The sequence below is a fragment of the Brevundimonas sp. EAKA genome (assembly GCF_000698025.1).
Taxonomy (GTDB): domain Bacteria; phylum Pseudomonadota; class Alphaproteobacteria; order Caulobacterales; family Caulobacteraceae; genus Brevundimonas; species Brevundimonas mediterranea_A.
Window position 1 is genome coordinate 34,501 of sequence record NZ_JMQR01000005.1, and the last position, 14,492, is coordinate 48,992.

11 protein-coding genes are annotated in these 14,492 nt (G+C 65.7%); 3 read left to right on the top strand and 8 right to left on the bottom strand.

Annotated elements, in window-relative coordinates:
* Positions 1–8: 8 nt before the first annotated feature.
* From ER13_RS01655 to ER13_RS01665, 3 genes are read right to left on the bottom strand one after another with little or no spacing between them, the layout of a single operon-like run.
* A complete protein-coding gene (locus ER13_RS01655; protein WP_052004700.1) occupies positions 9–749 on the bottom strand; it encodes a HEPN domain-containing protein in 741 nt (246 codons plus the stop codon).
* A complete protein-coding gene (locus ER13_RS01660; RefSeq protein ID WP_231492445.1) occupies positions 712–2,064 on the bottom strand; it encodes a type IV secretory system conjugative DNA transfer family protein in 1,353 nt (450 codons plus the stop codon). The genes ER13_RS01655 and ER13_RS01660 overlap by 38 nt, the downstream gene beginning before the upstream one ends.
* Entirely contained in the window at positions 2,042–2,668 is a 627-nt protein-coding gene (locus ER13_RS01665) for a GntR family transcriptional regulator (protein WP_035305731.1), read from the bottom strand. The genes ER13_RS01660 and ER13_RS01665 overlap by 23 nt, the downstream gene beginning before the upstream one ends.
* 229 nt (positions 2,669–2,897) lie before the next feature.
* On the opposite strand from ER13_RS01665, the gene ER13_RS01670 reads away from it, so the two are divergent.
* From ER13_RS01670 to ER13_RS01680, 3 genes are all read left to right on the top strand, one after another.
* On the top strand, positions 2,898–3,383 hold the full coding sequence (locus ER13_RS01670; protein WP_155988051.1) for a helix-turn-helix transcriptional regulator: 486 nt from the start codon (positions 2,898–2,900) through the stop codon (positions 3,381–3,383).
* A 265-nt stretch (positions 3,384–3,648) separates the two neighbouring features.
* Positions 3,649–4,290 carry a lasso peptide biosynthesis B2 protein gene (locus ER13_RS17555; protein WP_052004704.1) on the top strand — a complete coding sequence of 214 codons (642 nt, stop codon included), beginning with the start codon at positions 3,649–3,651 and terminating at the stop codon, positions 4,288–4,290.
* Positions 4,290–6,050 carry an asparagine synthase-related protein gene (locus ER13_RS01680; protein WP_081836077.1) on the top strand — a complete coding sequence of 587 codons (1,761 nt, stop codon included), beginning with the start codon at positions 4,290–4,292 and terminating at the stop codon, positions 6,048–6,050. The genes ER13_RS17555 and ER13_RS01680 overlap by 1 nt, the downstream gene beginning before the upstream one ends.
* Here ER13_RS01680 and ER13_RS01685 read toward each other — a convergent pair.
* The 5 genes from ER13_RS01685 to ER13_RS01705 form a co-directional block, all read right to left on the bottom strand.
* On the bottom strand, positions 6,010–8,475 hold the full coding sequence (locus ER13_RS01685) for a prolyl oligopeptidase family serine peptidase (protein WP_035305736.1): 2,466 nt from the start codon (positions 8,473–8,475) through the stop codon (positions 6,010–6,012). The genes ER13_RS01680 and ER13_RS01685 overlap by 41 nt on opposite strands.
* A 9-nt stretch (positions 8,476–8,484) precedes the next feature.
* Positions 8,485–11,430 carry a TonB-dependent receptor gene (locus tag ER13_RS01690; RefSeq protein WP_035305739.1) on the bottom strand — a complete coding sequence of 982 codons (2,946 nt, stop codon included), beginning with the start codon at positions 11,428–11,430 and terminating at the stop codon, positions 8,485–8,487.
* Positions 11,431–11,510: 80 nt separating this feature from the next.
* Positions 11,511–12,488, bottom strand: coding sequence for a FecR domain-containing protein (locus ER13_RS01695; RefSeq protein WP_035305811.1), 978 nt, complete (start codon positions 12,486–12,488; stop codon positions 11,511–11,513).
* A gap of 15 nt (positions 12,489–12,503) precedes the next feature.
* Positions 12,504–13,016: an RNA polymerase sigma factor gene (locus ER13_RS01700; RefSeq protein WP_052004711.1), complete on the bottom strand. Its 513-nt coding sequence runs from the start codon at positions 13,014–13,016 to the stop codon at positions 12,504–12,506.
* A 410-nt stretch (positions 13,017–13,426) separates the two neighbouring features.
* Positions 13,427–14,215, bottom strand: coding sequence for a DUF5677 domain-containing protein (locus ER13_RS01705; protein WP_035305742.1), 789 nt, complete (start codon positions 14,213–14,215; stop codon positions 13,427–13,429).
* Positions 14,216–14,492: the final 277 nt, after the last annotated feature.

A 14,492-nucleotide genomic window follows, 5' to 3' on the forward strand; every position in this document is an offset into this window, starting at 1 on the left:
GAGCGTGATCAGCTTGCTGCGCCTCGAAGCTGATTGAGGCGCTCGCGGCAGACTTCGGCGACGACGGCCCCGAGGCGGCGGGCCGAAATCGCCAGCATTTCGAGGTCTTCCCGGCTGACATCGTACTGGTCCGAATAGCGGGCCTCGACATAGGCGCGCTTCAGCGTCTCGAACCGCCGCCGTTCGGCCCGCTGCTCACGCGGCCACGCCTCGACAAGGCGCTTGTCGATGTCCTCGGCCAGCGACCTCAGGAACTTGATGTTGTGGGACCGCGGGAAATAGAACGTGTGGACGAGCAGGAAACAGATGTAAGCCGCCTCCACAGTCTGGTGGAGTTGGAACGCTGCGTTCTTACGCCTCGAAAGCGTCGACTCCTGCGCCAGCAGGTGCGCGACGGTGTCGAGCCAGACTTCAATGTCCGCCTGCTTCGTATCGAAGTACCGCTGCGCCATCTCCAAGGCGTCAGCCGGCGTCATCGGCTTGGGAGTCGCCAACGGATGGCCCGGCAGCTCGTAGAGCATGACCCCGTCGCGGGCGATGTCGGTCCAGAAGTATTCGCCGCGTCCGAGAGCCTGGTTCACCTCGGCGAGGTCGTGCACGATGATGTTGACGATCCGGCCAACCGACGGGTCGTGGAGGATCTTATTCTCGGCCTCCCACCAGTAGTCGGCGATGTCGGTCAGCTTGGGGTGGCTGACGATGACCAGCAGATCAAAGTCCGAGAGGTAGCCGTTGTCCGGTTCGTCCAAGAGACTGGGCGACGAACATCACCTTGACCCCGTAGCCGCTGAGCAGGCGCAGGGACTTCTCGAAAAAACTGACCCGGCCGAGCAACGGGAACTCATCCATCAGCATGAGAAGGTTATGGCGCTTGGGCCGCCCATCGGCGGCTTCGGTCTCCCGAACCGTCAGGGACTGGGCTGCAGCGTAGAAGAAAAGACGCACCAAGGGCCTCAGCGCTGCGCTGTCAGCCGGCGCGACCTGAACATAGAGAGACAGGGGCGCCTCAGCGCACATCAGGTCCCCCATGGAGAAATCCGACCGGGACAGGGAGCGCTCGATGTCCTCGCCCGCCAGCCATTTGAGGTAGGAGCGCGCCGTCCCCTGGACCGAGGTCCGGAAGCGATCATGCATCGCCGCATAGCCCTTGACCGCCGTGGCGATGAACGGATGTGTCTTCGGTTCGCCGCTTGGACCCGGACGGTGCAAAGTTTTGGTCATGACGTCGGCGGCGCTGTCGAGGTCGGCCAACATTTCGCGGACCTTGACCAGGGTCTTTTCGTCATCCTCGGCGGTGTAGAGGACGTGCAGGATCACGGCCTCGAGGATTTCCGACGCAGCCTTGTCCCAGATCGCCTCATCATCGCGGACGCCGCCGGGATCGGAGAGAATGGAGACCAGTCGCTGAACGTGGGCGAGCTCTCCCGGTCCCGGCAGAATTTCCGCGAGCGGATTCCAGCAGGCCGAGGCTGGATCGCGCGGATCGAAGTACAGTGCGTGGCTGAACCGGGCGCGCCAGCCGCTGCTGAGCCGCCAGAGCTCCCGCTTGGGATCATGAACCAGCACGCTGGAGTTCCACGACAACAGCGTCGGCATGACGTGGCCGCGCCCCTTGCCCGACCGGGTGCCGCCGGTCACGAGACTGGGACGGAGGTCGGTCGTTGCGAGAACGCGTCGTCCAAGGACGCCGAGGATGCATCCGCCGAGGGCAGTCAGCCCGGCGCCTTTGGCGTCCTTGAGCTCTCCCCAGCCCCGGATGCGTCGATGGGTCTTGTCCCCCGCCAGCGTCCCCACCCCCAGCCCCCCGACGCCGCCGACCAGGATCAACGGCGCGCACCGCGACATCACGGCCTGCGCCTCGGCGCCGAAGGCATACCGCCAGTGCAAAATGGCCCAGGGCGGATAGAGGGCGAGGTCGGGGCCGATGCGCCATGCCGGTCCCAGAGCGTCGGCCCAATGGTAGGTCCAGGCGAACATCTCCGTCGCGCCCTGGGCGCCCACGGCGAGGCCGAACCCCAATCCTGTCAGCTTGGCCCACACCTCAGGAGTCCGGAGGCCGGACATCCCGGCCAGCTTCAGCTTCAAGGATCAACGAAGGAGCGGCGTCCATTCGACGGTGGTGATAGGCGGTCAAGGCGTCGACCAAATCTGTTCCCGACGACCGTTTAAACAGACCCACCAGCGCCGCCGCCTCATGGTCGAAATCCTCGAACACCCGGCGTTCCGCCTCGGCCAGCTGCAACAGCGGACTGTTCACCCGGTCATAGGCGTCCACCAAGGCCGCATTGCCTGTGGTTCTAACCGCCCTGAACATGTGATCGGAAAGGGTGCGGCATGTTCTCTGCAGTCCACCGCCGCGCAGTACGGGTCTCGCCGCGGGATCCCCGCCCTTCAGGCTGGTCGTGAGGCACAGCAGGCGGAAGGCGAACCTGTCGCGGACAAGAGCGGCGTCAAGTCGGGGAGCCAGAAAGCCTCCCAGGGGCGCTCGCTCGATCAGGCCGAACCCACACAGCCAGCCCAGGGCCTCGCGAACCGGCGTAGCGGATAGATTCAGCCGGCGCGCCTCCTCGATGATCACCACCGGGGCTCCCGGCGTGAAGGCGCCCTGTTCGGCCCGTGCGCGAAGGCTTTCCAGGGCCAGGGTGAAAGGGTCATGCTTGCGGATCAAGGTGAGCTCCGATGGCAAACGCCCACTATGGCGCCTGCCCACGCCTCGCCAATGAGTTGCAGCCACGGGCGATCCGTCTCGGTCGCAAATCGTCCGAATCTCGGTCAGGAGGCGCTGCAAAACATGCCGATATGTGGCCGATTTTCCTGTTTGCTTTCGCAGCCGCACACGTGATCGTTGATCAGAAGCCGGACTGATTCTACGTCGGAAGACGGAAGGGTATGCGCGGATGAGTGGAGACGACCCGGAACTTCCAGACGATGGCGCGCTGCTCTCGGCGACCCTAAAGTCGTTGCGCCGCTACCGCCGGATGACGAAGGCGGAGACGGCTGCGGCCATGCGGATCGCCATCCGGACCTATGCCCGCTTTGAGGCCGGAGAAACCCGGCTCAACCTCGACTACATCCACCGCTTCGCCGCCGCGACGCAAAGCGACGCCCAAGCGATCCTGATGGCGGTGGCGATTGGATCGCCTGAGCACGCCAGACGGTGCGCAGAGAACCAGATGGGCTCCATCTACACCATCGGGCTCGAACAGTTCGACCACCTTCTCGGCGATGACATCCGCAACCTCGACAGCCGGAGCATCATCGCCGCCATCGTGCGAATGTTCGAGGAGCTCGCCAAGGCGCTGCGCGAAGGAGATCCGGCCCGGGATTGGATCGAGAAAGGCTCGGCCAATCTGCGCGCCAAGCGACCCAAGCCAGGACGCTGAGCTCAAATATACTCCAGATATAGCTTTGCAGCTGACCGATCTGCGCGCTCACTGGTTGCGCCACAGCCGTGGCGATCAACCAAGGAGAGACTGAGATGAAGACGACCAAACTGCGCCTCGTCAGCTTCGGCAGCGCCAAGGCTCTGACGCGGGACAACATCCAGGGCGAAGACACCGAGATGGGCGTGTTCCCCCGCCCGCTGGCCCTCGGCTGAACGAAAACGTGGGCGGCGGCTCACCGCCGCCCACACCGGTCGTACAGAAAATGCCCACACATCTCTGGCCGCGCGACGGCATTCATTTCGCCCGGGTGGGTGACGATCTCATCATGCTCGACGTCGCCGCCGACACGTACAGCTGTTTGCTGGGCGCTGGCTCCGTCGTCAGGCTTGAGGACGCGGGCCGCATCGCGATCGACGACGACGACCTCGCGATAGAACTCGAGACCCACGGTATCGTCCAGACCGACCGCCCTCTGCGCGAGCCTCGAACACCTGTTCTGGCCTCGCATGAAGCGCCGCGGTCTGCCGGCTCAACCGACGCGGCGCCCGTCTCCCTTGCCCTGGCCCATCTCCTCGTTTCGACCGTGGTCTTCCATCGCAAGACCTTGGCGCAACTGACCGTGGCCGTGGAGGTCGGCCCAAGGTCGGACGCCCGGAAGTCCGATCTGACGACGGTGCTCGCGGACTATCGCGCGGCCCTCCCCTGGACGCCGTTCGAGGGCGAATGTCTCCAGCGCGGTTTTCTTCTGAAGCGCCTTCTTCGTTCTCACGGGATCGCATCCGACTGGATCTTCGGGGTCAGAACCTGGCCGTTCGCGGCGCACTGCTGGATCCAGGTCGAGGACCTCCTCGTAGGCGACAGTCTGGAGCGGGTCCGTAGCTATACGCCGATCATGGTCGCCTGATGGGTCGCTACGTTCTCATCAGCGCGTCCTCCCAAACCGCCGCCAAGGCTCTGTCGGCCGATCTTCGCCGCCGCTGCGAAAACGCCGGATGGGCCGTCGTGGAACTGAGCACAGCGGCGTGGCTCGGCCTCGCTGGCCCGCATCGGCCCAACCGGCTGGCGGTGGGATCTTGGACCCTCGTTGGGGATGTTCTTCATCGGCGAAGGCCCGAGTTCCCTCCAACTGAACGGAATGATCCGTGGGACTACGAGCGCAAACTGATGGCGCGGTTCTGGGGACGCTTTGTGGGCGTACAACTCGCGGCTGACGGACAGGCCCGATCCCTCCTTCGTGACCCGTCAGGCGCCCTGGAGTGTGTCGCCTGGGAACAGGATGGACTTCTGGTCGTGGCGTCGAGCGTGCCTGACTGGCTCCCTGCAGGTCTGGCGATCCGGTGGTGTCCAAACCACGACAGGCTCGGTTTGGCCATGCGCGACCCCATGAGTTCTGCGGACTGGCTGTTGATGGACGGCCCCGTCACGGTTGCGCCGGGAACCGTCCAGCCCCTGCCGCTCTCCTCTTCTGCGGCCACGGTCTGGACGCCCTCGGGCTTCGCACGGCGGAGCCTGTCGCGCCGCTGGACGCTCGACGAGGCTATCGAGACCTTGACGACGGCCGTTGACGACGCCGTCGCGGGCCTTGCCGGCCTCGACGGATCACTGGCGGCGGAGGTGTCAGGAGGACTGGATTCCAGCAGCGTCGCCGCGAGTCTGGTGCGCAGAGCCGAGGTCCCTGTCGCGCTTTGGCTGAACGCCTACGGGGCGACACAGGAGGCCGATGAGCGGGTCTACGTGCACGCGCTGGCCCAGACACTGGGGATATCGCCGACGTTCGCGCCGCACGCTACAGGCAGTCTGACCGAGCCGCTCCTCGAGCAGATTTCGGGGGACTTTCGTCCAGGATTAAATGCGCTCGACGTTCATCATGACCTGGAGTGGGCGCGACGCGTCGCCGAGGCCGGCGCCTCGGCCCTGATGACGGGCAAGGGCGGAGACTCCATCTTCCTTCAGAACGCCAGCCCCGATGTTTTTACCGACCTCTGGAAAGCGAGAGGATGGCGCGCGCTTCTATCAAAGGATGCCGCTCGGCTCGCCGCTCGAAACGAGGTCTCGGTCTGGACGATGATCCAGCGCGCCCGGCGGGATACCCGACAACAGGGGTTCAGTCTGTTGCGTGACGACACCCTGCTCCCAAGCCGGGAAGAAGCTCCAACGCTGTCCCATCCCTGGCTCGCCGGCAGCGAGGCATTCGGTCCTGCCAAGATCCGACAGATCGCCGGCGTGATTGACAGCGTGTCGCGTCACGGTCCGTCCCTCCTGACGGAAACAATCGACGTCCGGCACCCGTTCTGCGCCCAGCCCGTCATCGAGGCCTGTCTGGCGATCCCGACCGCCTTGCTGACGATCGGCGGGCGCGACCGCGGTCTGGTCCGCCGGGCGTTCGCGGACCGACTCCCCGCGCTGATCGCCGAGCGCCGGTCCAAGGGTGACATGACCCGCATCTATGGCCGGATGGTGCTTTCCAGCCTCGACGTCCTCCGTCCCTGGCTTCTCGACGGAAGGCTCGCGGCGTCCGGTCTGATTGATCGCGCCCGAACGGAGGCGGCCCTCACTGAAGAAGCGCTGATGTGGAAGGGCCAGTTCGGCGCGATCATCCGCGCGGCCGCCTTCGAAGGCTGGCTCAGGGTGTGGACCCGGAGGTTCGGGGCTTCGTCCCGGTAACGTCTTCCGCAGCGAGCGTCGTCTCGAGCCAGTCGAAGATCTGCCCGTAGAGGTCACGGATGTTAGCCGGGCTCCAGTTGAAATGCTCCTCGCCCCAGTAGGTGACGAGGCGGGCCCGACCGCCCAGCCGGCTTAAGGCGCTGAACATCCGTTCCGACTGCGATGTCGTGACGAAATCCATATCGGCGGTCATCAGCAGGACGGGACTGTGGATTTGGTCCGCCGCGAGCCAGGGACTTGCTTTCGCATAGCGTTGGCTGGCCTCGAACGGCGACTCGCCGAGCCCACCGTGGCCGGTTTCGACCCACCCCTGCTGATTGAGCATCATGAATCCTTCTTCGGGTGCGGCCCGGTTGGCCGGGGTGAACTCTCCCCAAGCCCCGAACATGTCCGTGGTCGCCGCCCAGGCGATGTAGGATCGGTATCGGCTCGATCGCGTGGCGACCGCGAGCGCCGCATACCCTCCGAAACTGTGCCCGAAAATCGCGGCCCGGTCGGCTGGGAGTTCCGGATGGGCCGCGACTGCGGCCTCGAACGCCAGATCGACGCTGCGGGTGAAGTAGTCCGCTGGATCATCGCCGTACTCGCTTCCTGGGATCGAGGCGCTGAGGACGGCATAGCCGTCTCCGACGAGTATGGCCGGTCTGACGCCATAGATCAGACCGAGGGGACCGGACCAGGCGCCGCGACTGGCCGACCCGGGATAGAGGGACACGATGATCCCCCTGATCTTCTGGCCGGATCCCAAAGGCGGCCGGAACAGCCAGCTTCGCGTCGGGCGGCCGGACGCATCGAGATGGTCGATCGGTGTCGGCGTGGGCAGGGCGACTTCCCTGAGACCGACGTTGACGCGGTCGAGCGTGCGCGCCTCACCCGGCGTGAGAAGCAAGAGCGCTTCCGACACTCCGGTGCGCTCTAGCACGAGCGCGGCGGAGTGCGAGCTCGCCAGCAGATCGAGGGGTTCGCCGCCTCCGACCCCGAGCGTCTGGATCCTGGCGTCGGTGAGGATTTCGACGCCGCCGGTTGTCGTCAGGGCCGTCATCCAAGTCTGGCGCGGCGCAGCGTTGACCCGCAGCCTGAAAGGGGCCTCGACGTCATAAGGCGTGACGGCCTTCAGCCCCCCGTTGGCCGGCGTCTCTCTCCGGGCGCCAGACCGGGTGACGCGCCAGGCGGCGCCATCGGCGATGACTCGCAAGGCGTCGCCGCCGAGGGTTGAGATCTGATCCGGCGGGGCCGCCATCGTCGATGTCAGCGACCGGGCGTCGCCGTGTCGCGGAAGCGCATACCAGTCCCGACGACCGCTCCCCGGCTGACTGGCGAACAGGATGGGGATGGACCCCAGCCAGTCGGCGCGGACGCCCGTCACGAGGTCGATCGCCCGGCCGGGGGTCGGATCCAGCCCGTGGCGATCCACGGTAGTCACCGCGCCGTTCCGGTTGACTGTTCGGAGATCGCCGGTGCCCCATGACTTTCCGCTCGCCCGGCCCCAGACCAGCACGGAGTCGCCCTGCGGCGACCACCGCAACAGGTGCGGGGCTACTTCGAAGTCTGCGTCCGGAGTAATCCGCACGACCCGTTGCGGGTCGATGAGCACAAGTCGCTGGACCCAGGGAACCTCCGACTGGGACATCTCATCAGTGGGCAGCGGCCGAGGAGCGACCCCCTCGATCACGGCGACCCGGCCGCCGTCGGGGGAGAGGGCGAAATCCACGATGACGCCTTCAAACAAAGGTCGCCCCTTGCCCGTCGTGGCGTCGACCAGAACTAGGGTCTGCAGGCTGCCGGCGCCCTCGGCCATGGGCAGGCGGTTCGCCGTGTCAACGACCGTACGTGACGGGGCCTGACCCGACGCCGTTCGCGCCCAGGCCTGCGCGGTCCGGGTCTGACTGGCGTTGTAGTAGCGCAGGAGCCAAGGCAGGTCGCCGTCGCGACGGGCCATGACGACGACCTCGTTATCGCCGCGCCATTCGGCGACCGCCCCCATCTGCGGCATCTCCGGCGTCAGCCCCGTCCATAGTACGGACCGATCGGCCATCGTGACGATGCCGACCTCAAGCCGGGCGCCGGTGAAGCGGTAGATCAGGACGCGAGCGCCCGACGGCGACCAGGACCCGCGTAGAAGACCGGGTCCTCCGCCTGGGAGAAGCCGCTCGGACGCGGCGTTCGGGCGCCGCAGATCCACGAGCCAAAGGTCGGTGACCGTCCAGGACGCACGCTGGCCCAGATCGAACCGCGTCGCGCTGTCGTAGGGACCCCGTTTCTCATAGATGGCCCAGCGCCCGTCGGGCGAGATCGCCGCGCGGCCAAAGGCCTCCAGTCCGACGACATCCTCGACCGTGACGCCCCGATCCTGCGGGAACACGGGCGTGACGAAGCAGATGAGCGCGAGCAACGCCCCGGCCAGGGCGGACAGGGTCCGGACCATGGGACCGGCCTACCAGCGCTTGACGAGCTGAAGTGCCACGACCCTTCCCAGAAGACTGCCCTGACCCGGATCGAAGCCGAACCCGCTCGCGGCGTCGTAGAACGGCGGGTCCTCATCGAGAAGGTTCTGGACCGTCAGGCTGATCCTCAGGCCCGCCAGAGCTCCCGTCTCTGGGTTCCAGCTCGCCTGGGCGTCGGCGGTGTCCCAGGCGTCGATGCGAACGCCGGCCCGGTCCTCATAGGCGTCGACATGGTTCCAGTGGAGGCTGGCGGCGAACGCGCCGTCGGTCCAGGTCGCGCCGAGCCTCGAGCGGAACTTGACGGGAAAGCCGATCAATCCCGACACCTCCCGGACCGGGGCGGTGGGGGTGCTCCGGGTCTCGTATTCGAGAATGTAGGAGGCCGAGCCGTCAATCGAGAGATTCGCCAGGCCCAGCACGGTCGGAACCCGCCCTGAGAGGTCGAACCCCCTGACGCGGACCGCCCCGGTGTTCACCCAACGCGCGTCGACGATGGCCGCGTAGTTGGTGGCGGGATACAGGCCGCCGGCTGTGAACTCTGGCCGGCTCAGATAGCTCTGGACGAGGGCGAGGTCCGCCGCGTTGTCGGTCGGACGGACGAGGGTGACGAAATTCACGAGGTTCGGATCGGTCAGCACCCCGGACAGGTTCTCCGCTACGGGCCGGGCGATCCGGTCGGTGAAGCGGGTGTCGAAATAGTTGGCGCTGAGCGTCAGTCGGTTGCGACGGCGAAAGTCCGCCCCGATCGTGAAGGTCTCGGCCGTCTCGGGTTTGAGGTCCGGATTGCCGCCGCCCAGCTGCAGGGCCAAGGCTCGGCTTCCGTCGGCGCGCGCGAAGAAGGTGGCCGAGATCGCTGGATTGTCGTGGATCTGCGGCAGGGAGGCCGCGCGAAAGGACGTCCCCCAGGAACTGCGCAGGGCCAGACCGTCGACGGGAGACCAGGTGATCCCGACCTTGGGATTGGTGGTCGTCCCGAAGTCGCTGTAGTCCTCGAACCGTCCCGCCAGCGACAGTTCGAGGCTGCGTACACCAGGCCTCGCATTGTCGGCGCCGACGATCGGGATGCGGGCCTCGGCGAAGACGGCCTCGATATTGCGCGCCCTCTCCGGCGTGGAGGTGGAGACCGGCGCCGGCGTGGAGGAGAAGGTCGTGCTGCTGGCCTGGAACGTCTCGCGCCGCGCCTGGGCGCCGACGGCGAGCTGAACGTCGCCGCCCGGCAAGGCGAAGATCGGCCCCTGCACCAGAAGATTGGCGGACGACGCCCGGCTGCGGTCGCTTGTTTCCGAAAACCCGCTCGAAATGAAGTCCAGCACGGTCGCGGAATTCGCCGTGCCTGTGCCGTAGGGATTGAAATACCCATCGCGGGCGGCGCTGTAGGCGGTGGCTGCATCGTCCGGAGTGACGCCGAGCGCCTCGTTCAGGAACCGAGTGTTGACCCGTTCCGGAACCCGAACGGACCCTTTCTCGCCGGCGAACGAGACGTACCCCTCAAGTGACCATCGCGCGCCGAGATCGTAGCTCGCCCCGGCCGTGACACCGAAGCTTTCCGACCCCAGAGACTGACGCGGATTCCCCAGGTCCCGGACGAACGAGTATCCGACCATCTGGGACGCCGCGCCCGTCGGAGAGATGAAGAACGGGTTGGAGGCCGTGACCGTCATAAGGCCGATGCTTGCGGGCCCGGCGTATTCGATGTTCCGCTTGTTGTACCGCGCATCGGCCGTCAGCTCGAGCCGGTCGCCGATCTGTTGGCGCACCGCGCCATAGGCCGCCTGACGTTCGACCCCAGGCAGAAGATCGGCGCCCAATGAGGGCGCTTGCAGGTTCGCGGAGCCGGCGACGAAGTCCGCCGCGCTTTGCGCTGAGCCTGACGCATTCGGTCGGATGGCGAACTGGGAGATATAGGAGGCGGTGGCGGGGTTGAAGACGACCAGGTTACCCGGAGCCGAGAAGGTGAGGCGGCGATCCGTTCCCCCAAAGGGCCGCAGATCGCCGTCGGCGGTATAGGGCCGGTCCTGCGAGTTCAGCGCATTGATCGTCTGAACCTCATAAGCAAGGTAAGCCGATCCGGAAGACCAGGAGCGACCGCCGACGACGGAGCCGACGAGATCTTCCGCCCCGCCTTCGGCTGCGGACGCCCGCAGGCGGGTCTCTAATCCGTCGAACGACCGGCGCATGATGACGTTCACGACGCCGGCGACTGCGTCCGCGCCATAGAGGGCCGAGGCGCCGTCGAGCAGGACATCGACGCGCTCGACCGCCGCGGAGGGCATGGCGGAGATGTCGGAGAAGTCGCCCCGGAAGCCGGTTCCTGCCATCCGCCTGCCGTTCACTAGCACGAGCGTGGATGCCGGCCCCAGACCGCGCAGGTTCACCCCCGTGGCGGCCACCCTGTTCGAGCCTTGAGTGTCGGAGTTCGCGAGTTGCACGCCGGGCGTCGCCGAACCTGCGTAGTTTTGAGGTAGAGCCGTCACCGCCTCCGCCACTGTTGCGAACCCGCGAGCGTCCAAGGCGTCGCGGTCAAGCATCACCACCGGCGAAGACATCGGCCCGGACGACTTGAGCAAGGAGCCGGTGACGATGATGTCCTCGACCTGGGTGGTGACCTCCGCGCGCGGGCCGGCCGTGTCGGCGCGCCTCAGGAAGATGACGCCGGGGCGGACCTCGGACGGGCTCAGACCAGTCCCGGACAGAAGCCTTGCGAGCGCGTCCTGCGCCGTAAATCGCCCGCTCAGTCCCTCCGTCCGAAGGCCCACGACCAAATCACCGGAGAAGAAGATTTGCCTATCGGACTGGGTCGCGAACAAATTCAGCGCGTCGCGCAGCGGACCCGCCGGAATGTTGAACTCACGCGCATCCTGAGCGCAGGCCGTCGCGCTGATGGATACGGCGCAGGCGACGATCGCGCTGCAGGACAATAGACTCAAGCGACTCATATTCAGGGCTCCCCTCGACGCCACGCGACGTCGAAGAGGAGGTGATCGAGGCCCCGGGCGACCCCGGAGCCTCGACGGATTTATTTTCCGCGTTCCGACAATCGGATCGAGCCGTCCGGCCCGGCCGACGGCTCCAGACCGAAAACGCCCGACGCCGCTGCGACAAAGGCGTCACGATCCCCCGTCTTGAACACGCCGTTGACCGGCACTGTCGCAAGATCCTTCGCCTCCAGAACAACCTTTGCAGTGAGGTACCGGTTCACCTCGGCAACCGCTTCGTTCATCGGCGTGTCTCGGAACACGATCCGTCCCTCGGTCCAACTGGTGGCCGTGGGCAAATCAACCGAGCGACTGGCTGTGCCGGCCGGGGTCACTCGCGCCTCCTGGCCCGCCGCAAGTCGTAACGGCCTTTCCGGCCCGGACAAACGGGTCACATCCACCGCGCCGCTGACCAGAGTGACGCTGACGCCGGAGCCTTGCCGCTGGACGTCGAACACCGTCCCTATGGCCGTCACGCGCGCGTCGCCCGCCGCGACGACAAATGGTCGCTGACCGTCATGGGCCACGGAAAACATCGCCTGTCCGCGTTCAAGATCGACGAGACGCTGGCCGTCGCTGAACCTGACCCTCATCCGGGAATCTGTGTCGAGGCGAACCGACGACCCGTCCGCCAACTGTACGACCCATTGCTCGCCCACGCCGGTCGTGAAGGTGGATCGCCCCTGCCACCACGTCCATCCGCCGATCACGAGTGCCGCAGCTGCGCCGAGGGCGGCCAAGCCCAGCAGTCTTCTGGTCGATCGATCCTCTGACGTCTTGCGGAGTCGACGCGACATGGCGTCGTTGAGCGCCTCGGTAATCTCCGGCCGACCGGCGAGCTTCCGGCTTTCCGTCCAGATCAGCTCGACCCGACGATACGCGTCCGCGTTGGCCGGAGATTTCCGCCAGTCGAAAAACTCCCGGATCGTCTCTGTCGTGACGCTGCGCGCGCCGAGGCGTTCGTGCCACTCGGCCGCTTCCTGGTCCGGAGTTTCAACCCGTGCTTTCGGGTTGCCCATGATACGCCCCATTCCCTAGCGCCGAAGCTCTGCGGCGCATTGAGCCAAGGCCTTGGTCATGCGCCATTCGACGGTCTTCGGACTGATGTCCAGTTGCTCGGCGATCTGGTTGTTCGTCAAACCGCCAAATCTAGATAACACAAAGACATCCCGGAGAGGTTGTGGCAAGGCGAGCACGATTTCCTGAATCTGCACCGCCGCGTTCTGGGTGGGCTCCAGGGCCATTGTTCCCAACGGAGCGGCGCTGTCGAGTATCTGCCGCCGCCGCCGATGCTGACGATCCCCGCTGAGACCGATGTTAAAGGCGACCTTCAACAGGAATGCCCGGGGGTGACGGATGTCCAGATCCGCCTCGATCGCTGCCACTCGTAGCCAGATTTCCTGGACCAGATCCTCAGTGTCCGCGCCGAACCGGCGACGAAGTCGCGCGACAAGCCAAGGTGAGTAGCGGCGATAGAAGGCTTCCAGTCGGGCGTGCCGGCGGGACCGGCCGCTGTTCTCGTCTCCCACGGTCTTGGCTTCCGACACGCAACCGCCTCCATCCAGATGAAGGGGCGCTGAGAGTCGCACATGGAAATACCTGCGCCCGTGAGGGGTCGTCGGACGACGTTATCGACGCGTCCAGACAGGACGGCGGACAGCTCGAAACCGTCGTCGTCATGATCAGCTAGAATGTCGCAGGGGATTCCACGCCCCTATCGGCCAAGGCCGACATCGGAATCGTGGCTGATTTGATTTAGGTCCGCAAGACCCGGAAAGGTGGAAAGGGGCGGGCGTTGGAACCTTGCGACACAAGGCCCGGAAATTTCAGAGAGTGTCCGACCGCTACAGGCTTTCGCCGGTCCCTGCGGACAATGGACATGCGCCTATAGACCGGCGCCCGCTCGGCACCCTATCGCGGCAGCGGGCCATTGGGAACTGGCGCGGAGACATCCGGATTAGCCAAAGACTTCGGACGCCGCATCTGCGTCCCTCATGGCTGGGATGACAGCCGACAGCGTAGGGTGACCGCTGTAATCGAGATCGCCCAGATGAAGGAGCGACAGACGTCTCAGTGCAGCGGCGGCGGTCGCGATACCGACGGAGGCGATCTGCTTTTGCGCGTCATTGGGAAAGAAATAGTCCACCCGATGATCGTCCATGCGGAAGAAGCTCATCGGGGCCGCGTGGAGGTGGGCTGAGAAGTACCCGTAGAGCGCAGTGAAAACATCAGGATTCCAGCCCGCAAGGGCTGCAGACTTGCGCATACCGCCGATGAAGATCGTTTCGCCTGACACGAGGCGCTTCTGTTGTTCACCATCGAAGCCCGCGAAAGCCGGATGTGACCGAATTTCCATAATCAGGTCTTCGCGACCCGCCTTCAGGTCAGCGGTGCCCGCGGATGCGGGCCAGGCGCGAAGCAGCTTGATTCTGGAGACCGTGTCGTGAAGTCGCAGCACGGCATAGCGGAAGGCCCAGTCCTCCTCGTTCACCCGTTCGACCAGGTAGGCATACATCGACAGGCATTCGACGATCATGCGCGCGAGGCCCAGCACCGCAGAATGATCGAACATGTTGGATCGACACACGAAGCCGATCGACCGACCATGGGCGCAGGCCTTGGCGTGCACCATAGACGCCAGTTCGCAAGCGCGGTCCGTCGCCGATCCAGTCAAGACCATGGAGACATCGTTCGAGAACCCGCTGACGAGGATGAGCTCTTCCAGAGCTTCATCCACCGGGGTCACGGGCGCGGATACTCCATCGCAGGCTCCGAGGGCATGGCGCCGTCGGCGCAATTTCCTGTTGAGGTTCACCGACGGGCGCCCGGGTCTGCTCGCAACGTCGTCGCAACTCCCGCAAGCAGGGAATGGGGCGCGGGCATTGGAATCCTCCGACAAAGAGGCGCGCTGATTGAAGGGCGGCCGCATCCTAACGCCTGCCGAAGCACGCGTTCCCCGGACCGAAGACCGACCTCTATTCACGTCTACCCGCTGAGCTTCATTCTGGCAGATTCCCCATCCC

Bases quoted from the DNA above. Each gene is read 5' to 3' on its own strand.
- ER13_RS01660 (WP_231492445.1), bottom strand. From the start codon at position 2,064: ATGTCCGGCCTCCGGACTCCTGAGGTGTGGGCCAAGCTGACAGGATTG.
- ER13_RS01670 (WP_155988051.1), top strand. From the start codon at position 2,898: ATGAGTGGAGACGACCCGGAACTTCCAGACGATGGCGCGCTGCTCTCG.
- ER13_RS17555 (WP_052004704.1), top strand. From the start codon at position 3,649: ATGCCCACACATCTCTGGCCGCGCGACGGCATTCATTTCGCCCGGGTG.
- ER13_RS01680 (WP_081836077.1), top strand. From the start codon at position 4,290: ATGGGTCGCTACGTTCTCATCAGCGCGTCCTCCCAAACCGCCGCCAAG.
- ER13_RS01685 (WP_035305736.1), bottom strand. From the start codon at position 8,475: ATGGTCCGGACCCTGTCCGCCCTGGCCGGGGCGTTGCTCGCGCTCATC.
- ER13_RS01690 (WP_035305739.1), bottom strand. From the start codon at position 11,430: ATGAGTCGCTTGAGTCTATTGTCCTGCAGCGCGATCGTCGCCTGCGCC.
- ER13_RS01695 (WP_035305811.1), bottom strand. From the start codon at position 12,488: ATGGGCAACCCGAAAGCACGGGTTGAAACTCCGGACCAGGAAGCGGCC.